Source organism: Paenibacillus sp. USDA918EY (assembly GCF_009870825.1).
Classification (GTDB): Bacteria; Bacillota; Bacilli; order Paenibacillales; family Paenibacillaceae; genus Paenibacillus_AQ; species Paenibacillus_AQ albilobatus.
In genome coordinates this window covers 586,771-610,358 of sequence record NZ_WTWY01000002.1, presented here as the reverse complement: position 1 = coordinate 610,358, position 23,588 = coordinate 586,771, and the positions used below count along the sequence as shown (strand labels likewise).

General features: G+C 51.6%; 16 protein-coding genes and 1 pseudogene. 10 read left to right on the top strand and 7 right to left on the bottom strand.

The window, feature by feature from the left end; all coding sequences use genetic code 11:
• Nucleotides 1–71 precede the first annotated feature (71 nt).
• From gnd to GQY55_RS06880, 5 genes are all read left to right on the top strand, one after another.
• Nucleotides 72–965 (top strand): phosphogluconate dehydrogenase (NAD(+)-dependent, decarboxylating), encoded by an 894-nt coding sequence (gene gnd, locus GQY55_RS06900; RefSeq protein ID WP_160039514.1) that lies wholly within the window; start codon nucleotides 72–74, stop codon nucleotides 963–965.
• 43 nt (nucleotides 966–1,008) lie between these two features.
• A complete protein-coding gene (gene fsa, locus GQY55_RS06895) occupies nucleotides 1,009–1,674 on the top strand; it encodes a fructose-6-phosphate aldolase (protein WP_160039512.1) in 666 nt (221 codons plus the stop codon).
• 190 nt (nucleotides 1,675–1,864) lie between these two features.
• A complete protein-coding gene (locus GQY55_RS06890) occupies nucleotides 1,865–4,195 on the top strand; it encodes an ABC transporter ATP-binding protein (protein WP_236575460.1) in 2,331 nt (776 codons plus the stop codon).
• Complete coding sequence (locus GQY55_RS06885) at nucleotides 4,192–4,743, top strand: DUF1854 domain-containing protein (RefSeq protein ID WP_160039508.1); 552 nt, start codon at nucleotides 4,192–4,194, stop codon at nucleotides 4,741–4,743. The genes GQY55_RS06890 and GQY55_RS06885 overlap by 4 nt, the downstream gene beginning before the upstream one ends.
• Before the next feature lie 43 nt (nucleotides 4,744–4,786).
• A complete protein-coding gene (locus GQY55_RS06880) occupies nucleotides 4,787–7,009 on the top strand; it encodes an ABC transporter ATP-binding protein (RefSeq protein ID WP_160039506.1) in 2,223 nt (740 codons plus the stop codon).
• 386 nt (nucleotides 7,010–7,395) lie between these two features.
• Here GQY55_RS06880 and GQY55_RS06875 read toward each other — a convergent pair whose 3' ends face one another.
• Nucleotides 7,396–7,830, bottom strand: a complete 435-nt coding sequence (locus GQY55_RS06875) for a hypothetical protein (RefSeq protein ID WP_236575459.1) — start codon at nucleotides 7,828–7,830, stop codon at nucleotides 7,396–7,398.
• 601 nt (nucleotides 7,831–8,431) lie between these two features.
• Between GQY55_RS06875 and GQY55_RS06870 the strand changes: the two genes are divergently transcribed.
• Nucleotides 8,432–10,102, top strand: a complete 1,671-nt coding sequence (locus GQY55_RS06870; RefSeq protein ID WP_160039502.1) for a DUF4091 domain-containing protein — start codon at nucleotides 8,432–8,434, stop codon at nucleotides 10,100–10,102.
• 201 nt (nucleotides 10,103–10,303) lie between these two features.
• Here the strand turns inward: GQY55_RS06870 and GQY55_RS06865 are convergent, their stop codons facing one another.
• From GQY55_RS06865 to GQY55_RS06850, 4 genes are all read right to left on the bottom strand, one after another.
• Nucleotides 10,304–11,281: a proline dehydrogenase family protein gene (locus tag GQY55_RS06865; protein ID WP_160039500.1), complete on the bottom strand. Its 978-nt coding sequence runs from the start codon at nucleotides 11,279–11,281 to the stop codon at nucleotides 10,304–10,306.
• Nucleotides 11,282–11,354: 73 nt separating this feature from the next.
• A complete protein-coding gene (locus tag GQY55_RS06860; RefSeq protein WP_160039498.1) occupies nucleotides 11,355–12,167 on the bottom strand; it encodes an AraC family transcriptional regulator in 813 nt (270 codons plus the stop codon).
• Nucleotides 12,168–12,266: 99 nt separating this feature from the next.
• Nucleotides 12,267–13,028, bottom strand: a complete 762-nt coding sequence (locus GQY55_RS06855) for a MerR family transcriptional regulator (protein ID WP_160039496.1) — start codon at nucleotides 13,026–13,028, stop codon at nucleotides 12,267–12,269.
• A 109-nt stretch (nucleotides 13,029–13,137) separates the two neighbouring features.
• A complete protein-coding gene (locus GQY55_RS06850; RefSeq protein ID WP_160039494.1) occupies nucleotides 13,138–14,031 on the bottom strand; it encodes a CPBP family glutamic-type intramembrane protease in 894 nt (297 codons plus the stop codon).
• A 358-nt stretch (nucleotides 14,032–14,389) separates the two neighbouring features.
• Between GQY55_RS06850 and GQY55_RS06845 the strand changes: the two genes are divergently transcribed.
• Nucleotides 14,390–15,751 (top strand): FAD-dependent oxidoreductase, encoded by a 1,362-nt coding sequence (locus GQY55_RS06845; protein ID WP_160039492.1) that lies wholly within the window; start codon nucleotides 14,390–14,392, stop codon nucleotides 15,749–15,751.
• Between the two features lie 129 nt (nucleotides 15,752–15,880).
• Here the strand turns inward: GQY55_RS06845 and GQY55_RS06840 are convergent, their stop codons facing one another.
• Nucleotides 15,881–16,849, bottom strand: a complete 969-nt coding sequence (locus GQY55_RS06840; RefSeq protein WP_160039490.1) for a hypothetical protein — start codon at nucleotides 16,847–16,849, stop codon at nucleotides 15,881–15,883.
• Between the two features lie 208 nt (nucleotides 16,850–17,057).
• Between GQY55_RS06840 and GQY55_RS06835 the strand changes: the two genes are divergently transcribed.
• The 3 genes and pseudogenes from GQY55_RS06835 to GQY55_RS06825 all read left to right on the top strand — a co-directional run.
• Nucleotides 17,058–18,020: an acetylxylan esterase gene (locus GQY55_RS06835; RefSeq protein WP_160039488.1), complete on the top strand. Its 963-nt coding sequence runs from the start codon at nucleotides 17,058–17,060 to the stop codon at nucleotides 18,018–18,020.
• 309 nt (nucleotides 18,021–18,329) lie between these two features.
• Nucleotides 18,330–19,604, top strand: coding sequence for a S41 family peptidase (locus tag GQY55_RS06830; RefSeq protein WP_160039486.1), 1,275 nt, complete (start codon nucleotides 18,330–18,332; stop codon nucleotides 19,602–19,604).
• Nucleotides 19,605–19,606: 2 nt separating this feature from the next.
• Nucleotides 19,607–19,753 (top strand): annotated as a pseudogene (locus tag GQY55_RS06825) (IS3 family transposase); the annotation flags it as partial.
• A gap of 21 nt (nucleotides 19,754–19,774) precedes the next feature.
• On the opposite strand, the gene GQY55_RS06820 reads toward GQY55_RS06825, so the two are convergent.
• Complete coding sequence (locus GQY55_RS06820) at nucleotides 19,775–23,284, bottom strand: galactose-binding domain-containing protein (RefSeq protein ID WP_160039484.1); 3,510 nt, start codon at nucleotides 23,282–23,284, stop codon at nucleotides 19,775–19,777.
• Nucleotides 23,285–23,588: the final 304 nt, after the last annotated feature.

Below are 23,588 nucleotides of genomic sequence, written 5' to 3'. Positions count from 1 at the left end.
GGCTCAAGAATGGGCTGGTTTCATCATGAGCTCAAACAAATAGACAAAACTTGGTGTGGAGGGAATACAAAATGAAAGTCGGATTAATCGGATTAGGAAAAATGGGTTTGAACTTGGGACAAAACTTGATGGATCACAATCACAGCGTCGTGGCTTTCGACTTGAATACCGCTGCGGTTAAAGATTTGGAAAGCAAAGGCGCAAAAGGCGCGTCCAGCCTGAAAGAGCTTGTTGAAGCTCTGGAAACGCCAAGAATTCTGTGGATCATGGTGCCGCACTCCGTCGTGGATTCCGTCATCGACGAACTGACTCCGTTGCTGGCTAAAGGCGACATCGTGATCGAAGCAGGAAACTCCCATTATAAAGAATCGATCGCAAGATACAACAAGCTCAAGGAATTCGGCGTGAGCTTCCTTGATGTGGGCACTTCCGGCGGTATGGAAGGCGCACGCAACGGCGCTTGCTACATGATCGGCGGCGACGAAGAAGCTTGGAACCATGTTGAACCGATCTTCAAAGACACGGCTGTTGAAAATGGATACCTGTATGCAGGCAAAGCCGGCAGCGGCCACTTCCTGAAAATGGTCCACAACGGCGTGGAATACGGCTTTATGGCTGCCATCGGGGAAGGTTTCGAAGTGCTTGAGAAGAGCGATTTCGATTTTGACTACGAAAAAGTAGCCCGCGTATGGAACAACGGTTCCGTTATCCGTTCCTGGCTGATGGAATTGACGGAAAAAGCATTCGCTAAAGACGCAAAATTGGATGAAATTAAAGGAATTATGCAATCTTCCGGCGAAGGTAAATGGACGGTGGAAACAGCTCTGGATCTGCAGGCTGCTACTCCGGTCATCGCGATGTCCTTGCTGATGCGTTACCGTTCCCTGGAGAACGACACGTTTACGGGTAAAGTCGTTGCTGCCCTGCGTAACGAATTCGGCGGCCATGCTGTTGTGAAGAACTAATCCAATTTGGGCAAAAAACAACAATATATGGAGGTTATGCATCATGAAATTTTTTATCGATACTGCCAATCTTGAGGACATCAAAAAAGCTTACAAAATCGGCGTTCTTTCCGGTGTAACGACCAACCCTTCCCTGGTAGCCAAAGAAGGCGTGAAGTTCGAAGACCGCATCGAAGAAATTTTGAAGGCCGTTCCTGAAGTGGAATCCGTATCGGCGGAAGTAACGCCGGATGCGGAAACTGCGGAAGACATGATCGCCCAAGCCGAAGAGCTGATCAAGATCAACGGCGGAGACAAAAATATCACGATCAAGCTTCCAATGACGCTGGCCGGTCTTGAAGCTTGCCGTTACCTGACCAAAAAGGGCGTGAAAACGAACGTTACGCTGATCTTCACCGTGAACCAAGCCCTTCTTGCTGCACGTGCAGGCGCGACTTACGTTTCGCCGTTCTTGGGCCGCCTCGACGACATCTCCGAAGACGGCGTGCTGCTCGTAACGAAAATCGCCGAGCTGTTCCGCATTCACAACCTGGATTCTCAAATCATCGCCGCATCGGTTCGCCATCCGGACCATGTAACCCGCGTAGCGATGGCCGGTGCGCATATCGCGACCGTTCCATTCAGCGTAATCGCACAGCTTGCGAAGCACCCTCTGACGGACCAAGGCATCGAGAAGTTTGCCGCCGACTGGAAAAACGCAACGAAATAAGCTGGCTATATTATAAGTAAGGATTTCGCGAATCCTAAAATAAAAGGCTTCCCTCGAGTCGAATGGCATCGGCTTGAGGGAGGCTTTTTTTTTGGGCTTTTGGCCGGCTGCCTAAATAATTTTCGTTTAAAGCAAATTTTCCCTTTCTTGGAATCGGCAAAGAGTGTATCATATTTCGTACCTAAAACAAATGAAATCCACATTAATCCAAAAAAACGGAGGACAAATGGAAAAGCTTCCAGATGAAATCGGAAAGGTTCTGCAGCGGCATGATGTCGATCCGGACAGCGTGCTGTGCTGGATGCTGTGCGACCGAACGCTTGACGGAGGATTTTCGGATACGTATGTGCTGCTTACCCGTGAGCATGTATTGGTGCTGACCAGCTTGGAAGAACCTTTACAGGAAAAGACGTACGGCGGTTATGCCGCGGGTACGCGAGCGAAACGGCCTCCAGCCTCGCGGGAGCGAAGGTGGGGGTTCGAACAAGTGCCGATCGGGGAGGCGGAGTCGTTAACGGTCGTCAATCTGGTCGCATCCGGGATGGTGGTCATAAAGTCGCCGGAAGAGCGGGCAATCGCCGCTTTTACGAACGGCCACATGAAAGGGGCCGCCCGGCTCGCGGGGATGTTCGCCAAGCTGAAGAACCACGAGGAACCGGAAGAGCAGGAGCCGGACGACGGCGACGAGCGCGCCGCTTGCCCGAAATGCGGCATGATTTACCCCGAGGAAGGGCGCAAGGTATGCCCCAAATGCATGAAAAAGCATGCGGTATTCGGAAGGCTGCTGTCTTTTGCGGGCAGATACAAGGCCTCCATGTTCTGGATCGTGTTTTTTATGCTGCTCGGTTCCGGCACGGGGCTCGTCATTCCTTATTTGCAGGGGACGCTGCTGTTTGACCAGGCGCTCGGCGGAGAAGGGCCTTTTGCAGGCAAAATCGGGCTCGTCATTTTACTGATCGTCGTTTTTCGGACGTTGTCGCTGCTGTTCGGGGTGCTTTACGGGGTCATTAACGCGAAGATGGCCGCGAACATCGCCTTTGACCTGAAATCGAGCGTGTTTCAAGCGATGCAACGGCTTTCCTTGAGCTTTTTCGAGAAAAAACAGACCGGGCAGCTCATGACGCGGGTCAACAATGACGCGACCGAACTGCAATATTTTTTCGTGGACGGCATATCCTATTTCGTCGTGAATGCGATGAACATCGTGGGCATCGTGACGGTGCTGCTCGTCATGGATTGGAAGCTGACGGTGCTGTGCCTGCTTCCGCTTCCGCTTGTGTTTTGGCTTGTTCGGAAAGCGTTTCCCAAGCTGTGGCGCCTCTCCATACGAAGACATAAGCGGGTCGCTGCGATGAACGCCATCATCAGCGATACGGTCCGCGGAACGCGCGTCGTCAAGGCATTCGGAAAGGAACAGATGGAGAATGCCCGTTTCGGGCGGGCGAGCGGCGCTTTTTCCGAAGCGGAACAGTCGTTCAACAAAATGGGCGTCACGTTGTTTCCGGTATTAAACATATTAACCCAGGTCGGCGGCATCATGATTTGGGCCTTTGGCGGCTGGAAGGTGATGCAGGGCGAGTTTACGTTCGGCAAAGTGATGACCTTTATCAACTACATGCTGCTTTTATACGGTCCGATCCAGTTTATGAACAACATCGTCAACTGGTGGTCGTATTGCATGTCGGCCGCGCAGCGGATATTTGAAATCCACGACGCGGTTCCCGATGTCGCCGAAAAGCCGGATGCCATCCAGCTTGCGGAGATGAGGGGCGAAATCGAGATCAAAAACGTCACCTTCGGTTATGAGCCGAACAAGGCGATTTTGAAGGGAGTGTCCCTGCATGCGCGTCCAGGCCAAATGATCGGTGTCGTCGGGCATTCGGGGGCGGGCAAATCGACGCTCGTCAACCTGATTCCAAGGCTTTACGACGTGAATGAAGGCGAAATCCGGATCGACGGCATCCGCATCAAGGATCTGTCGATGTCTTCGCTGCGCAAGCATATCGGAATCGTATCCCAGGATGTGTACGTCATGTCGGGAAGCATCGCCGAAAACATCGCTTACGCCGATCCGGACTGTACGCTGGAGGACTTGATCCATGCCGCCAAAATCGCCGGAGCGCATGATTTCATCGAAAAGCTTCCGGAAGGCTACGACACGATCGTCGGCACGGGCGGGCACAACCTGTCGGGCGGCGAAAAGCAGCGGCTCAGCATTGCGCGGGCGATTTTGCATAATCCGAAAATTTTGATCCTGGATGAAGCGACCGCTTCCCTGGATACGAAAACGGAGCTGCAAATCCAGGAGGCGCTGGACACCCTCATTCAGGGCCGGACGACGATTGCGATCGCGCACCGCCTGTCGACGCTGCGAAACGCCGATTATTTGGTCGTGCTTGAGCAGGGGAGCATCGTGGAGGAAGGAACCCATGAGCAGCTGATGCAGAAAGAAGGGGCGTATTACGGACTGGTGCAAAAACATGACGAAGCGCTGAAAATGAAAGAGGTGATTACGGCATGACCCGAAATGATACGGGAGCGGTGCTGAATCGGGAAAAAAGCGGCGCCGGACTGGCCGATGCGGCCCAAATCCGCTACCTGTCCCCGGCAGACGCAGCGTTTACCCGGACGGAAGGCCATATGCTGAACGTCAACATAGGGGGCCAGGTGCACAGCGGGGTATACATTCAATGCTCTTTTCCCCATACGAACAAACGGATCTACTTATCGGTCCGGACCGCAGAAAATGAAGAGATCGGCATGATCCGCTCGCTGGACGAATTTCCGGACGAAACGCAAAAACTGCTGGAGGAACAGATTCAGCTGCGGTATTTCGCCCCGGAAATCACGAAGGTGCTGTCGGTGAAGGAGGAATTCGGCTATTCCTATTGGGAGACGGAAACCACGTCGGGACTATGCCGGTTTACGGTCCGGGGAGGCGGGGGAAACATCAAGCTGATGACGCCAAACCGGCTGCTGGTCGTCGACGTGGACGGCAACCGGTTTATCGTCCCCGAGCTGGACCGTTTGAGCGATAAGGAATACCGGATGATCGAAGTGTGCATGTAGGCCTGGAAGGCCCGGCACAACCGACAAGAGGACGGAGGTATCCATGAATCTTAATTTTACGCTGCCCGAGCAGGAGCTGTTTGCCGCAAAGCAGGCCGTCGGGGAGTCCATCCTTTATTGCGTCCCCGCCGATCTGACGTTTGGCGGAAGGCGGACGGAAAATTACTTTGTCATTGGCGAACACCGGTGGGCGCTGCTGGAAAACGGGGTTGTCGTCGAAAGCCGGGCGATATCCGACGCCGAAGAGTATAAGGTGGTTCCGCTGATCGGCAGCGCCGTTTTGGAAGGGGACGAGGCGGGAACCAAGTTTATCCTGACCCGGCTGTCGATGAAACATGCGGCCAGATACGGATATATCGCGCAAATTTTGAATGACATGTCCCGCAAACGCAAAGTCCGGATATACAACGACGAGGAAGAGCCGGTCTGCGCCACCTGCGGCGGGTCGCTTGTTCCCGGGACGAGGGTGTGCCCGAAATGCATGAACAAAACCGCCGCCCTCAAACGGCTGCTGTCGGTTTCGCTGGCCCATTCCAAAACGTTCGCGATCGGGCTGGCGGTCATTGTCGCGGCTTCGGCGATATCGATGGCCGGGCCTTATTTTCAAAAGCTGCTGGTCAATTCTGCGCTGCAGCCGCCGGCGGGTCAGTCGCCCAGCGTTCCGATGTTCCTTCTGGGCATCGCGGGACTTTTGCTCGTGCTGGTCGGCGGCGAAGGGCTCGGCATCATCAAAGGCCGGATCATGGCGCGGGTCAGCTCGGAAATCGCTGCGGATCTGCGCAAGCTGGTGTACGAGCGGATTCAAAGCTTGTCGCTCGGGTTTTTGACGTCGCAGCGGGCCGGGGATATTATGAACCGGATTACGTCGGATACGGAACGGATCCGCAATCTCGTTCAGGAGCTGGCGACGACGGCGATATTTCAGCTGATCATCCTCGTCTCCGCCAGCGTGCTGCTGTTTTCCGCCGATTGGCGGCTTGCTTTTGTGGTGCTGCTGCCGGCACCGCTTGTCGCTTATTTGCAGCGGTACATATGGAAGGGCGTGCTGTGGAAGCTGTTCCGCAAGCAGTGGCGGGTGTACGATAAGGCCAACTCCTTCCTGCATGATGTGCTGAGCGGCATCCGCGTCGTGAAGGCTTTCGGCAAGGAAGAGCGGGAGGTCAAACGGTTCAGGGAGTACAACGGCGAGTTTGCCGCGGCGACGGTCCAGAGCGAGAAGGTGTTCAGCATTCTGGCGCCGATCTCGAACTACTTGATCCAGATGGGGCAGTATCTCGTGCTCCTCATCGGCTGCGGCATGATTTTGAACAAAGACATGACGCTGGGCGAGCTTGTGCAGTTCAGCGGTTATGCCGCCATGATATACGGCCCGATCTCGTGGCTCATGTTTATGCCGAGATGGGTATCGAACGCCATCATTTCCATTGACCGGATTTTTTCGGTCATCGACGAACAGCCGGAGGTGATCGATTCGGAGAGCTCCGTCAAACATTCGATCCGGGGGACGATTACGTTCCGCGGCGTTTATTTCGGGTACAAATCGTATGAGCCGGTATTGAAGGACGTGAACTTCGAGGTGAAACCCGGGGAAATGATCGGCCTTGTCGGGCATTCGGGTTCGGGCAAATCGACGCTGATCAACCTGGTCTCCCGTTTTTACGACGTGAACGAAGGGGAAATTCTGATCGACGGCGTGAACATCCGCCGGATCGAGCAAGTCCACCTGCGTTCGCAAATCGGCGTCGTTTTGCAGGAGACGTTCCTGTTCGGCGGCACGATTCTGGATAATATCCGTTATTCCAAGCCGGACGCCACGTACGAAGAGGTGCTGGAGGCGGCGAAAATCGCCAATGCGCATGATTTTATCCTTCGTTTGCCGGATGGATACGATACGCGGCTGGAGGAGAACGGCAGCAACCTCTCCGGCGGCGAACGGCAGCGTCTGGCCATCGCCCGGGCGGTGCTGAACGATCCGCGGATTCTCATTTTGGACGAAGCGACCGCTTCGCTCGACATCGATACGGAGACGGCGATCCAGGAAGCCTTGCAGCGCGTAACCCGCAACCGGACCACGTTGGCGATTGCGCACCGGCTGTCGACCTTGCGCCACGCCGACAGGCTCATCGTGCTCGACAAAGGCAAAATCGCCGAAATCGGCACCCATACCGAGCTTATGGAGCGGAAAGGAATTTATTATAATCTGATCACCGCGCAGCGCAATATGGCAAAGCCGAAAACGGGAATTCCCGTGGAGTCGGTGGTGTAGATGCGATGACCTTTTGGCTCAACGGCATAATTAGTGCACAAGAAATGGGAGCTAAGGCTTTTAAGCCGATTCCATGGTTGCTACGCTTGACTTAGGTGAGAGCAGAAATAGGGGGTGTCCCAAAAGTCTAAAGAGACTTGGAACACCCCCATGTTTTTATAGGATAGCCCATTTTAAAATTCAATCAGAGCAAACGTGTAAGGTCAGCTCTTCTTCTCTTGATTCTCTTTGTGCTCTTTATTCTTTTTATCCCGCTCCATTGCCTCAGCTACGTAATCACGTGGTGGGCGCGGGGGGATCTTATTGTTAATATTAATAAGCAGTATTATGGCAATGATCAATAAAAATATGATTAGAATTAGCAATAATCATTCATCTCCCTGGTGTCAATATTGCCAAGAAATTCCGGTCTGTATTGCTGGGTCTTGTTTGACGTTTGCAGTGATTGAAAAACTTCCTGTTCCCTTTGCATCTACACCAAGAGAACCAGAATATTTTGTTTCAGTGTGAATGTAGTGTCCTGATAAATCACCGTAAGTAAATGTGCTATTATTTCTTATAGCTCTATATAATACCGAACCTCTATGATTTTCTTCTTTGTATTGCTTGCCGGTGGAGTTTACCATTCCAGTATCTTCTCTAAGCTGAAGCTCAAAACCGATTCCGCCTGTTTTATCGTTTGCACTCCAAAGAGAACTGGATGTAACACGTTCAAAATTCCAAGGACCTACACCTTGAATAGGATTTCTTGAGTAATCCAACTTTTTCAAGAGATCTTGATTACTCACTGTGTGGTTTTTCCCATCTTCAGCGACTGCCACTGCGGAACCAGTAAAGCAAAGAAGTAACGCGATAAGAAATGAACGGACTCTTTTCTAATTTTATTCCTCCCTATTTTGGATTATTATTACATCAAAATGTATAACAACTAAAAAGGGAAAAAGTTTGTTTTTTAGGAAACCGTCGAGGTTTAGCTTGGAAGTACAAAAAATCAGCTACTTTAGATATTATGCAAATTCAATCTGTCCGATCCGATCAAGTGTGAGGGGGTTGTCCCCCCCTTGTTGTTCAGACGCCCATAGATGAAAGTCATTGAAGTCGATCATCAAGCAGCAGGTGCAAGGTATTTCTTCCGAGTGCCTACAGCACAAAATACGAAAGTCAGATCGGGTTTCTTTTTGAGGTAGAATAGCGTTCCTTATAGCCTTTGGATTAAGCGAGACCATGGTTCTTTTATCTGGAAAAAGAAGGGGGAGCAGGACAATAACCACGTACAGACAGTCTTTTTCAAATTAGGGCTTGAATGTCCTCTGCCATCGGGTAAACTGAAAGTCATTAGAGCGCGGATTTTGCATGGTTCCCCTAAGAGACTCCAACAACCTGATCTGCAAAATCCTAGAAATTTAAGGGAGGAAGGATTGTATGACGCAAAAGTTTGAAACCCGGATTCTCCATTCTTTAGAAAAAGTATTTCCCGACGAGGAGCTGCAGGCTGCACCCGGCAAAGCCAAAGGCGCTGCGCTCCTGAACGAAGTGTTTTCGTATCAGGTAGCCTATCGCTCGCAACATCTGATCCCTGCCGTGAAGGTCAAGGCCGAATCGGAGCTTGGAGATCTGGTAACCCTCCGGAGCGTCGGCTTGGTGCCATCCGAGCTGCCTATCTACTCCGACCACGATGACGATGTGCTGCGCTCGACGCCGGGCTTATATCCCGATCCTTTGTTACCGCTTACAGACGGCGAGCTGAGAGCTTATCCCGGGCAATGGCGTTCCGTGTGGGTTACGGTCGATCCGAAAGGCATGGCCAAACCGGGCGTATATCCGATCACGGTTCGTTTTGCAACGGAAACGGGAGAGACGCTGGGGGAAGAACGCTTCGAGCTGGAGATTATCGGGGCCGAGCTGCCGAAGCAACAGCTTTTGCATACGCAGTGGTTCCATGCCGATTGCTTGGCGACCCAATATGGCGTGGAAGTATTCAGCGAAAGGCATTGGGAACTGCTGGAGCAGTACATACAAACCGCGGCCGATCACGGCATCAACATGCTGCTGACCCCGATTTTTACCCCGCCGCTCGATACCGAGGTGGGAGGGGAGCGCCCGACGGTGCAGCTGGTGGACGTCGAGGTGACGGGCGAAGGCCAATACCGCTTCGGTTTTGACCGGCTGAAACGCTGGGTGGATCTGTGCCAAAAATGCGGCATCGAATACTTCGAATTTTCGCATCTGTTCACGCAATGGGGGGCCAAACATGCCCCGAAAATCATGGCTGTCGTGAACGGTGAGTTGAAACGCATTTTCGGCTGGGAAACCGATGCTTCCGGCGAAGAGTACCATACGTTCCTGAAGCAGCTGCTGCCGCAGCTGAAAGACTGGATCCACGAAAACGGCATTGAAAACCGCAGCTATTTCCATATTTCCGACGAGCCGAGCTTGGAGCATATCGAATATTATGCCAGCGCCAAACAGATGGTCAACGAGCTGCTGTCGGGTTTCCCGGTGATCGATGCGCTGTCGGACTATGATTTTTACGAAAAAGGTTTGGTGCAGACGCCGATCCCGGCCAGCAACCATATCGAACCTTTCCTTGAAAATAACGTTACCCCGCTATGGACATACTATTGTTGTTCGCAGTACAAAAACGTGGCCAACCGGTTTTTCTGCATGCCTTCGGCGCGCAACCGGATCCTTGGCTACCAATTGTACAAATTTGACAACGCCGGATTTTTGCAGTGGGGATATAATTTCTGGTACACGCAATATTCCAAAAAAGTCATCGACCCGTTCCGCGTAACCGATGCCGGCGGCGGCTTCCCTTCGGGCGATGCTTTCCTCGTATATCCGGGTGAGCAAGGGCCGATCGAGTCCATCCGCATGGAGGTCATGCAGGAAGCGCTGCAGGACCTGCGCCTGCTGCGCCAGCTGGAGGAATGGCTGGGCCGCGATGCCGTTCTTGCCGCGCTGGAAGAGGGCCTGGAGGAACCGATGACCTTCAGCAGCTATCCGAAGGACGCCGAATGGATTTTGTCCAAGCGCGAGTGGATGAATGAAAAGGTGAAGGAGCATATCGGCAACCGCGCGGTCATTTCTTAATGCGCAGCATGGGAACTTCCGATTAAAAAATCGCAGCCTGATTCAGGTTTTGGAAAAGAACGCACCGCTTTAAGCCGATTATTGGGGCTTAAGCGGTGCTTTTCGCGTTTGTTGCGCAGCCTTCAACTCGCGGTAACGTTTTTGGCGGCCGGATTTACCGCATCGGGATTTAGGGTTAAGCCGCGCAAGTTCCTGTATCCGTCATTGGGTTTGAAGCTCGTAAGCAAGGCAAGGGTCGGCCGCTTCCCCGCCGGCCATGTCCGCGACGGCCCGGTATAAATGCGGCGGATATTCGGCGATCCGGTGACAGAGGTACAAAAACCACTCTTGTCCATAGGTGATGTAGATGCGCACGGGGAAGCCGGCCGCCCTCAGCTTCGCGGCCAGACCCGGGCGGAAGCCGTAAAGCATATCGAATTCGGCGTTTCCGGCGTCGAGCCATCCACGGCGGATCGCCTCGTTGATGATTTGCTCGTCATGCGTCGCAATGGATACGTGATGGCCTTGTCGGATCGCGTCGTGAACCAGCTCCAGATAACGATCGTTCAGTGCAGCCGAGCGGGGCAGAGCTTGTCCTTCCGGCTCCCGGAAGGCCCCCTTGACGATCCGTATGCGGCGAGGCGAATGGCTTAGGTCCGCCAAGTCCTGCCGGGTGCGGTGCAAATGCGCTTGCAGCGTGATGCCGATGTTCGGGTAGCGGGAGGCGGCCTGCCGGTAGACGTCCAAAATGCGATCCGTTTTGGCAGACTCCTCCATGCTGATCAACAGCTCCGCCTCGACCCTCATGGCTTCTTCGGCCAATTCGGTCAACAGACGATAAGCCAGATCCGTATCCACCGACAGACCGATATGGGACAGGTCGAAGCAAACCCGATCGCCCGCTCCGTTCAACTCCCGGATGATCGTTTTCAACTCTTCGGCAGCCGCCTGGCATACCGCCCGATCCATCGTATTTTCGCCGATGTATTCCAGGGAAGTCCTGTACCCCATGTCCGCAAGTTTGCCGGCGGCATCCAGGCCGTCCCGGCGTTCCTCGCCGGCGACGTACTGCCTCGCTGCGCGCCGCAGAAGCTGATAGAGCCAAGGCGTTTGCTCCACAAATGATTTCACGTCCGAGCGTCTTGCCACCGATTTTAAGGCGTCCGCCAGACGCCGCTCCCAGTCGGGTTCATGGTTCATATCGCAAGCCTCCTTTTCTTTATGCCTTTAAAGTATACAAAGGCTCGGGAGGCTCGTATTGTAAATTATTGCTCTATGGCATCCGGGTGGAGACGTACCGCTGGGGCGTCACGCCGACGATTTTGAAAAAAGCCTTCGAAAAATGGCTCTGGTCGTAATACCCGGTCTCAGCAGCAATATCCGCGATCGGCCGCCTTTTCAAAAGTTCGGCCTTCGCATGGTTGATCCTCAGCAGGTTTTGGTAGGCGTGAGGCGGCATGTGCGTGCCTTTCTTGAAAAGGCGTATGAGATGGAATTTGCTGACCCCCACCGCTTCCTCCAGCCTTTGGAGCGTAATCCGCTCATGATAATGGGCATGAAGGTATTCCTGAATTCGGCGGATGTGCGGCTGTTCGTACCCGGATCCTGATGGATGCTCCAGATCGAACGTATTTCGGCTGGAGAGCGCATAAATCAGTTCAACGGCAGCGGATTCGGCGGCCAACGGTTCGTCCGTCCCGGCGAGAGCGTCGACCACTCGGTTGATCAAGCGCCGGCAGTATTGATTTTTGCGTCCTTCCAATAAAAACGGGATGCGTAGCGGTTCCGCCATGGCCGGCTCCAGTTGGTCCAGCCATTCCGGCTTAATGAACAACATTTTATATTTCCATGACTCGAGGGAGGCGGGGCGGCAGGCATGCAGCATGCCTGGCGGAAAACTGATCGCTCTGCCTGTCTCTACCCGATACGCGTGTCCGTCGCACCAGGCTTCCGTTTCGCCTTCGTCGATCAAGCCGATCGAATACTCTTCATGAAAATGCTTCTGATAGGCCAGATCGCTTCGCGCGCATCGTTTGGCCTCCAGGAAGGGCAAATGTTCGTTTCTATAAAAGGTTACGTTCGTCATAGGTTTCTCTCCATCTGGTGTCCGACCAAAGATATGACAAGCGAGAAGATCCTTGAGCGTAAGGAGAGTTGGTCCATCATTCGCGCAGGATGTAATGCCTCAGCTTGTGCTTTTTCCTGTGTAGTATTGCTCCAGGATCTGTTCAATGTAGTCCATGGCCTCTCTGTTCATGCCGTAGATTTTCGCGGATCCACCAGGTTCCGGTTTGATGAAATCCCAATATTTTAGAAGCAAATCATCATCGTCTTTAAATAATTGTTCGGCGTATGCCGCTATACGGGCGGCTAACCGTTGGGAGCGCTCGGAAGCGGGAGAATCGTTTCGTTGTGCCTGTACCTCGTTAAGTATATCGGCCCATTCCATGATCAACGGATTGGCAGGGTCATCGGACGGCAGCCTGTCTATCTCCTCTTCCGTAAAGACGAGCCTGCGAAATTGCCGCTTTCTGTCCGGCTGGCTTTCGATTTCGCGGATAAAACCGAGCATCTCTTCAATCCGGACTTCCTTTGTCGCCCTCATGGCATAAAGCGATGATTGGAGCAGTTTCTCGACTTTTTGCATGTCCTCCTTTTCTCTTTGAAGTTCCGCAATCTGGCGCTCTATCACGCGGACCCATATTTCGTAATCGTCTTTCGCAAGCCGCTCCAAATATTGATCAAAAAAATCCTTGATCTCGCGAAGTCGAAACCGCATTCGCTTAAGAAGCGTAATTTGCTGCAAACGTAGGACGTCCCCCGGTCCGTAAAGCCGATACTGATTGTCCGGGGAACGTTGCGGCTTCAAAAGATTCAGCTTCTCATAATAATGGAGCGTCCGAATGGAAATCCCGGTTTTTTTGGACAGTTGCCCGACTGTATACAAGTTTCGTTCACTCCTTAAAATCAGGATGCTGCAAGATGTCATTCATGTTGCCTTATAGGAGTTTCACGCCGATCGTTTGGTTTATATTTTATCGTTGAAACTCCGCTTGTCAAAGAAGGCGCAGCCGGCTGCGCTTGTTCGCACGAAATCGGCGTACGGTAAGCAGGCATGCAAGGATTATGGCAGCAACAACGATCGTCATAAAAAATAGTACGAACAATTCACCTGTGCCGGGAATTGGTTCATGATACGTAAATAATCTTTGTTCCCTCTGCAGCACGGCGAACCTCGAAATTTCAAGATAAGCAAGATGGAATCCGATGGGGGCCCAAAGGCTGCGCGTAACGTTTCTTAGAAGCTGCAGCGTTGTTCCGAAACATAACAGGAGTATGACATATTCGGCGTTTATCAGGTTGCCCGTTTCTAAGCCGCTAAGCAGCTGCAGGCACGCTACCGAAATTGGAACGAGCAGGAACATTCCCAGTTGGCACAGGAAAGCCAAGGCGGCGTGGAGTTTTGATTTTAGCGTACCGTACACAAATCCTCTTAACACGGTTTCCTCCGGCAGCGCCTCGTAAAAAAATGCAAAAATGATATTGGCCGCAAGGTTTCCTGTGAATTGGGGAGAGACATGCCATTGCGTTATGCTGATCCAGCCTTGCCAACACGCAATGATAAATCCGAAGCTCGCAAGACCGATGGCAAGACCCGCTCCGGTTAAAAAATGGATGATTCCTTTTCGCAGGGAATTGGCAAAGATATCCCTCCAAGTTCCTCGAAGCAGCTTTGTTTGAATGCAGTAGACGGCTGCAAGACTAATGGAGCTTATGATTCCCCCTTTACATAATTGGACGACGGTTTCATGAGTGCCTGCTGCCTCAAGCAGGCGGCCAGCCGCCGTTGCCGCATATAAGCCGACTGTCAGGGCCAGCCATCCCAGGATGACTGCCGCCATCCATGTTTTTGATCTTATGCCGGTATTTGATTTTTTTAATGATCTCATACGAAATTCCCTCCTTGGTGCCATTCTAAACCCTCTACTATAGGTTAGGGTCAAGGTTAGTTTTGTAGCGCCCCCTCAATATCCGATGTTTTGCTGTCAAAAGGCGTTCTTGCTTTTGGAGAAGTTGAATATGTCGTCGCAACACTATTGTGAAAAAATGAACAAATTATGAACTTCATGCCCTTACCTATTGATTTGTGAAAAAAAATCACAGTATACTGTAAATGTGAAATAAATCACAAAAAAACAAGGATGATCATCCAAAGGTTGAAATGAAAGTATCCCTTAACGTGAACAACTTCTTTAAATCTTTAAACCATTTGGTTTTTCCCGAATACATTCCAAGGAGGAATATACGATGAGAATTGCAGTGATTGGATGTACCCATGCCGGAACGGCCGCGGTGGTTAACGCCGCCAAGCTTTACCCCGATGCCAGAATTACCGTTTATGAACGCAACGACAACATCTCGTTTTTATCTTGCGGCATCGCGTTGTATGTAGGCGGCGTCGTGAAGGAACCGGAAGGCCTCTTTTATTCGTCGCCGCAGCAGCTGGCCGATTTGGGCGTCGTGACCCGCATGCGCCATGAGGTTCTGTCGGTCGATACCGACGCGAAAACGATGCAGGTGCGCAACCTGCTGACCGGAGAGGAATTCAAGGATTGCTATGATAAATTGATTGTTACGACAGGTTCTTGGCCGGTCGTTCCGAAGCTTCCGGGCATGGAGCTGGGCAACATTCTGCTATGCAAAAACTATGAGCATTCGAACACGATTATCGAAAAAGCCAAACAGGCGAACCATATCACGGTCGTCGGCGCGGGCTACATCGGCGTAGAGCTTGTAGAGGCGTTTGAGCAAAGCGGGAAACGCGTGACGCTCATTGACAGCGCGGACCGGATTTTGAACCGGTATTTGGATGCCGAGTTCAGCGGACAGATCGAGGCGGCGTTCCGCGGCAAAGGCATCGAACTGGCGCTCGGACAGACGGTGAAGGCTTTTGAAGGCAAGGAGGGAGCCGTCACCCGCGTCATCACCGACAAGGGCGAAATCGAAACCGACCTGGTTATTCTTTGCATCGGATTCCGCCCGAACACCGGACTGCTTAAAGGCCAGGTGGATATGCTGCCGAATGGCGCGATCATCGTGGATCAATATATGCAAACAAGCAAAAAGGACGTGTTTGCGGCCGGCGACAGCTGCGCGGTTCGCTACAATCCGACCGGCAAGGCGGCTTACATTCCGCTTGCTACCAATGCGGTGCGGATGGGGTTGCTGGTCGCGCGCAACCTGATGCGCCAAACGACGAAATATATGGGCACGCAGGGAACGTCGGGCCTCAAAATCTATGACCTCAACCTGGCTTCGACGGGACTAACCGAGGGAGCGGCTGCCGACGAGAAAATGAATGCAGAGGCGGTTGCGGTCACCGACGCTTATCGTCCGGAGTTCATGCCTACGGCCGAAACGGTCATGCTGAAGGTCGTATTTGACAAAGAAACCCGCCGCTTGCTGGGTGCGCAAATTATGTCCAAGGTCGATCTCACCCAAGCGATGAACACCTTGTCGGTATGCATTCAGAACGGGATGACGATCGACGAGCTGGCCTTTGTCGATTTCTTCTTCCAGCCTCATTTCAACAAGCCTTGGAACTTTTTGAATACGGCAGGCATCGCCGCGCTTCCCAAGGTCACAGTAGAGGAGCTGCAGCACGCCTGACGCGGGTTATGCCGAAAAAAGGTCATCGGGTCATCTTCAGGGATGACGCCGGTGACCTTTTTTGCTTCCTTAATTGAGCATCGGGGCGGCAAACCGTGTTAGGCGGGAGGGAAGCAGCGGATTCGGCTTTTACTCCTCGGCCTTTTTCTTCTCTTTGCCTCCGAGCTGGAATCCGACCTGGCCGTCATGGCTGCCGACGTTGCCGCCGACATTGAAGCTGACGCCTTGACCGCCGCCTACTTGGGCGCCGGCATGAGCGCCAAGGCCATGATCGCCGCCGATTTGCGCTCCCGTGCTGAAGGCGGCGCCTTGGCCGCCGCCGAGCTGGCCTTTCACATGGGCGCCGATGCCGTGATCGCCCAAAACTTGAGCTTCGGTGTTCAGCCCAATGCCTTGCTGCAGCCCCGCATGGCCTTCGGCATGCACCTGGATGCCGTATTTGCCGCCGAGCTTGCTTTCGGTTTCAAACTGGAACCCTTTTGTTTTGCCGTCGAGGCTAGCGCCGCCCTGCACGTTCAAGCCGTATTGCTCCGCGCCGACATGGCTGGCAACCTGGTTGCTTACTCCGTGTTTGTCTACCTGTGTCTCTGCCTGAAAACCGGCGCCGTGTTTGCCTCCAACCTCGATGGCGGTGTTCATTTTCACGCCCGGCTGGCTTTTTTCGGCTTTGACGTTCTCGGCTTTGACGTTCTCGGCTTTGACGTTTTCAACCTTGATGTTTTCGACATTGACGCTCTCGGCATGGACGTGATCGAATTTCTTTTCCTGCGTCGGCTGGAGCTTAATTTGAAAGCCTTTGGGCGTCGGTTCGACCCGGGTGGGGTCCATCGCCGAATAAGGCGCGTCATAAGCGATGCCGGGGTATGGAGCTGCCGGGAACGGCGCGTAAGCCGGATAGGCTGGATACTCCGAATACCCCGGATACCCCGGATACCCGGGGAATCCACCCGTATAAGGAACTACCCGTTCCGGCAGCGGCCAGAAATAAGGCGAAGGCGCATAGGGGCCGCGGAATGTATAGGCCATCGGATAATAGGGGAAAGGAACCGGATATATATGCTGGAAGCCGGGCCCGAAGGGATAGCTGCTAGTCGTCATGTAACAGAACCTCCAGATCTAATTTGATGATATAGCCTATTCATTCGGGCGAGAAATGACACATCTATTATGCTTTTGCTTGCGGAAGAAACGCCTTCCATAAAAAATAGGGGTCGATGAATACCGACGCAATCGTCGGCGCTGGAAAAAAAGGGTTGTCAACGAGAGCCGGAATCTGCTTAAATCAAGTAAAAAAGGGTGATGACGAATGCCGCTAGTGGATATGCCCCTATCGGAGCTGAAAAAGTATCAAGGAATCAATCCCAAACCGCATGACTTCGATGCTTATTGGGAAAAAGCGCTCGAGGAGATGCGCTCCGTAGACCCGCAGGTCGAGCTGGTCCCGGCTGAATTCCAGCTTCCGTTCGCGGAATGCTTCCATTTGTATTTCACGGGTGTAAGCGGTGCCAGAGTGCACGCGAAATATGTAAGACCCAAAGGAACTGCCGAACCTCATCCGGCCGTGCTGCATTTTCACGGGTACACCGGACATAGCGGCGATTGGATGGACAAAATGGTCTATCCTGCGCTCGGGTTCTCGATCGCGTCGCTGGATGTTCGCGGGCAAGGAGGCCTCTCCGAGGATACCGGCGGTGTGTCCGGAAACACGCATCACGGCCACATTATCCGCGGGCTGGACAACGAGGACCCGCATCGGTTGCTGTTCCGGGACGTCTTCCTGGATACGGCGCAGCTGGCTTCGATCGTCATGAACATGCCGGAGGTCGATGCGGATCGCGTGGGCGCTACGGGCTGGTCCCAGGGCGGGGCGCTTACAATCGCTTGCGCGGCGCTTGAACCGCGGATCAAAAAAGCGGCGCCGGTTTATCCGTTCCTGAGCGACTACCGCAGAACCTGGGAAATGGACTTGTGCAAACACGCTTATGAAGAGCTGGGGAAATATTTCCGCATGTTCGATCCGCAGCATCAGCGCGAGGACGAAATTTTTACGAAGCTGGGATATATCGATATCCAAAACCTGGCTCCGCGCATCAAGGCCGATTGCCTCGTCGGTGTTGGGCTGATGGATACCATTTGCCCGCCTTCCACGCAGTTTGCCGCCATCAACAAAATAACCGGGCCCGTTCAACTGGAGATTTTTCCGGACTTTGGACATGAGGGGCTGCCGGGGCTGAATGATAAGATCATTCAATTCATGAAAGACCTCTAAGATTCAATAAGGACGGAACCCTGGAATCATCCTCTTTTAGTAAACAAGAGAACTAAGACACCGTTAAAATCGGCTTAACCTCGTTGAACGAAGAGGATTTTTCATATCCCGGCGCTTAGAACAATCCTATATGACCGCGTACTTTGACAAGTGCCTCCACAAAATAATAATCCCCACAGATCATTGGGACTTTCACATGTTTGTTCGCTGGGTAAGATCAGGTCCCTTTGGTCATTTTCAGGAAAAATACTTCGGGCGCAACTAAACTGTTCAGTTAAAGCTAATAAAGATTCGGAGGGAAAATATATTTTGGAATACGTAAATATATTTGCTGAGATAGTTTCTATTATGCATCAGGATTATGCAGGATATGAGGAGAAAAAAGGCTGGGATCATCCTGATTATTTTACCCAAAAAATAGAGTACCTTGAAACCAATGAATTAATGACGCCGCAACTGTTTACTGAAATTGTGAATGAATATCTTATTAGTTTCCAAGATCGCCATTTGTATTTTCACTTACATCATTCAGAAAAGGTAGAAGCTAAAACTTGTGGTTTTTCCGTAAGGAATTACGAAGACACCTTATACGTAACAGAGGTTTCTGAAGAGAACAGATTTGGAAAAGGGGCAAAAATTGTTTCCATCGACGGACAATCCATTTCTTCGATAAGAACACTGCACCGTGAAATGCTTAGAGAATCTCATCCTGAGAGAGAAGAATGGGATGAAATCCTAAGCAAAGCTACGTCTTTTGAGCTTATGAACGAGAATGAGGATTTGGTAAAACTGGACTTGAGGTTATACAGACGAACTCCTAAAAAGTCAACTTATGCTATTGATTTTATCAATGAAAACACTTTATTATTAACCTTTTCTGATTTTGGAGATACCAATAGCATAGTGAATTTAATTGAAAAACATAAGGATGACCTGCTTGAAAGTAAAAATGTAATTGTTGATGTCCGGCGTAATAACGGAGGGAACTCTCATGCTTTTTCTTCATTAATGAGATATATCTTTAAAAAAGGAGAAAAACCAAGTTCTGAACCTAAAGTACGAGAATTTAATTGTTCCGACCGTAATGTGGAACTATTTTTAGAACAGGCTGAGAAAGTTCGAAGTTCAACAGATCATGAAGAAACGCTTAAAATGGTGGAGTTTGCTGAACATCAATTTAAAAACTATCGAAATCAAGGGTTTGTGGCTTTTGACTTTTCGGAATTTATTTCAGAATTAGAAAACAATTTTGAGGGAGAAAACAACCCGGAGAATGTAATTATATTATCTGACTGTTATTGTGCAAGTGCCGGAGAGGAATTTGTGGAGATGAGCAAGGAATCATCCAAAGTAACAATAGTAGGACGTGCCACCATGGGAATAAATGATTATAGCGACATCGTTTGTCTCAATTGGGACAACCGATTTTCTCTATGTTATCCAATGTCAAGACTTGAACAGAAAACGGAAATAGACCCGATACACGGAAAAGGAATTCAGCCCCATATATATATAAAATGGACGCCTAAACATATTGAAGAAGATATAGATTTACAGCAAGCATTGAAATTAATTACAAGCTAAGGGCTATTGATGACTACATTCACTTTTACAATTACGAAAGGCTGCAGGGAAAATTAAAAGGCCTTAGTCCAATGAAAATCAGGACAAAGGCCGTTTCACAGCTTTTAAATTGTCTACTTGACGTGGTGCAGTTCACATCTGTTGGATGATTTCGGGACAGCCCCTTCTTGTTATTTCGCCTGAGCAATCAAATCCCGCATCGGCCCCAAATCGCGCGTCGCATCGTACGGATAACGATTCAGCACCTGCAGCAGCAGTTTATGCAGCTTTCCGTTGTTGTCCGTTTTCGGCAAAAGTTCTTCCATCTGCGCAATCAGCTGTTTATACTCCTGAATACGATCGGGGCCGTACACCTCGAATTCAAAGAAGGAGTTGCCGAATACGGTGGCGCGCTTGATGCCCTGGAATTTCACGTACTTTGCCTGCCGGGGACCGAAGGTAATCGTATCCAGCGTGCCCTTGGAAGTGATCGTTCCGTCACCGCCGGACACATGGGTCCAGTTCGTTTTGTCCGTGGATACGAGCAGCTGGTATTTCTCCGCATAGGCGCCTTGCCATTTGATGATCACTTTGCTGATATCTTTGGTGTCTCCAAGATCGACCAAAAACCAAGCGTCATCAACATATGCGCTGGACCATCTGGAGAGTGGAGACGTATCCCCGTCAACCGCTTTGTCGGAAGAGTAATATGGAAATTCGGTTTCGGACGACTCCGTGGCTTGATGAAGCGCCAAATTTTCGCCGCTCATCAGCTCGATCGGCGTGTTGTAGATCATGACGTTATCCAGTACGCCCTTAAACGCATTTGTTTCGCTTCCGATCCGGAGCGTCGGCAGGACGAGGGTGTTTAGTTTCGGCGCTTGTTCCTCCAGCCTTTCCACGTATTCGTCCAAATTCACGAATAATGTCACGCCTTTTTTGTCGCCCTTCAGCGTGATATGCGTCCACTTGCCTTCCGGAACCGCGTAGTTAAACGTGCTGTCGTAATGCTCTTTCGTGAATCCAAGCTTGCCGCTGCTGCCCTGCTTCAATTTCAGCGTTCCGGCCGGAGACTCCATCAATACAGCGTTATCGGGGTTGTCTTTGTCGGGTTTGATCCACATTGAAACCGTCCAGCCGAAACCTAAGGACTCAATCGGCGTTTGGATGTAGCTTTTCCCGCCGTTCAGCCGCACGCCTTTGCCGTATTTTCCGTCGGTCATATCGACGTTGACGCCTTTGCCGTCAAAGCGGTTGCCGGATTCGTCCTTGAATTTGTTTTCGAAAAGATACGAAATGACTTTGTTCTCATCGTTGCTTACGGTGATTTTATGGGACATGTCGGCGTTTGGCGCATCGGCTATCGCCTTCGCCCGCTGCTCGAATTTTTGGAAGGAGCGGTCGTCCCGCGTTCCGGTCCACATTTTTTCCGAGACCGCTTGAATGCCCGGAAGCAAACGTTCATGCGAATCGTCCATCGACAGGCCGTTGGCCTCGGACACGTCGTTCCATAAGCAGAACATGCCGCCTTTGACGCGCGGATGGCCGTAAGGAAGCGTCGTCGTTTCCCACTTGATCGGCTCCCACTCATTGTAGATGAACTGGGAATTCAAATAGTCGCCGTATAGGGTAGGGACGATATACATGTATACGTTTTGGGCGTTGATAACGTCGTAGCCGAGATCCACCGCCTGCTGCGGAGAACCGTACGGTTCATGCCATATAGTCATGGTGGCGTCGGTGCTGATCGGCGTCGTGCCGTTATGTTGCGTAAGTTCCCCCCATAATTGCGGATGTTTGCCTTTGCTGTTGATATGCTTGATCAGCGTATCCATATATCCGCGGAACACTTCGGTATTCCCGCCGTATTCGTCCGTGCCGATGTTGACGTCCGGACCGATAAACGTCCGGTCATTCCCGTCCAAATATTCATCCCATAAAGATTTAACGAACTGAACGGTTTCCGGTTTGGTAATATCGAGTCCCCGGTCATTTCCAAGCGCCGGATTATAGGAAGTGAATGCTCGGGAATGTCCCGGCGTATCGATCTCCGGAATGACGTTGACGCCGTATTCCATGCCCAGCAGCTGCAGATCCTTGAATTCCTGCTTCGTATAATGGCCGTTTGGACTCGCCAGCCCCGGATAAGTAGTGCTTTCGAGCCGGAAAGCGGCCGTCGTGCCGTCCGCGAACGGCGTGCCGACATCATCGTTCAGATGGATTTGGAACGTGTTCATTTTGTACCAGGACAACAATTTTACGTAACTGCGGAGAAAATCGATCGTATAAAACTTGCGCGCGACGTCGATCATCAGTCCGCGCTGCGCGTACTTCGGATAATCCATGGCTTCGCCTTTCGGAATCGTCCGGTCAGGATGCTGCTTGATAATTTGCAGCGCGGTTCTTGTGCCGTAAAACGTTCCTTTGGCGGACATGGAAGCGATCGAGACGTAATCTCCGACCTTAAACCGATTGCCTTCTTCGCCGAGCCGCGTCAGGGATGGATCGATGGACAAATACAAATCGCCGGCCTTCGGTTTGCCGGTCACGACTTTGAGATCGTATCCGGTCACATCGAGCAAATCCTCGCGGGTCAGCTCGGCGGCATTCCGCAAAGCGGATTCATCCTGCGGATTCACGACGATACGCGAAGACTTCTTTAGCGTAAACCGTCCGGTGTCCCCGTACCATTCCTGCAGGGACGGAATGACGTCCGGTTCGGCGTTCCGGTCCGGAGTCTGCTTATGCAGTCCCGGCACAACAACCGGAATGCTCCCCGACAGCAGGCTCCGGTTCGGATCTTTCTCATCTTCCACCTGTACGATGAGATTGACTTTGGCATCCACCAGCGGCGTGCGGATTTGGCCGTCCAGGTCGATGACAGGTTGGCGGTCGCTTCCATACAGACTGACTTGATAACCCTTGGGCACACCCGCCGCCGACCAGTCGAGCTTCGTTTGTCCGGGCTGGACCGTTAATGCCGCAGAGACATTGTCGATAATCGTTTGCAAATCATGTAATTGGTAAACCTCGAACTCATAAAAGGAATATCCGTACAGCGTGCCTTCGACGGGAGCCCGCTTGACCCCTTGGAACTTCACGTACCTGGCTTGGCGTACAGAGAAGTCGATCGTTTCGACACCGCCTTTGCATGTGATGATACCGTCATTTTCCTTGACGTTCTCCCAGCTTTCGCCGTCGACCGATACGAGGATTTTATAAGAGTCGGCAGGGGTTTGCCAACGGATCACGACGCGGTCGATTTCCTGGGGTTCGCCGAGATCGACGTAAAACCATTGATCATCCTGTAAGGCGGATGACCATCTGGTGTTTCCTTTTCCGTCCACGGCCAGCTCCGGATTCAGATAATCGACTTCGTTGCCGGAAGCGAAAACGGGTTTGTGAAGCGCCAAATTGGTTCCGCTGAATGCGGATGCCGCGTTGAGGCCGGCTTCATCATCCAGTGGTCCGTTTGGGGGCGCTCCTGAATCCTGGCCATACACGGCATCGGTGACGCTTGGAGGCTTTTGGCCATTTTCTTCCCCGGCTTGGGACGGGAGGTCCTTTGACCCCATAGCGGAAATCATCATCATGTTCTGAGCTTCGGGCTTCGCGAGCGCGGCTGCCGGTTGAACGGCAGGCACCAGCAGGACGGCGGCGGCCAGCAGCGTTGAAAGGGCTTTCATTTTGGTTTTCTTCATTTGTCCCTCCATAATGGTTTTGTTTGATGGAAAAGCCATACACAGCAAAACTTGCAGGGAATGATTTTTCATGATGAAAAAACTGGATGATAAATCCACTTTTATGATATAACGCGGTTGATTTAACCAGCAATATACAGTTGATGACATTCGCCCATTTTTTTCGTTTTTATGAAAATTTGATAAGGAGATTCCGTTTTGCTCCGGAATGCATGACACCAAGCCTTGTGGCACATAAAGAGTTTTAAGCAAGGGAGGTAAAATCCCCCAGCCGTTGAATAAGATAAAACAAGTTATTTTACGG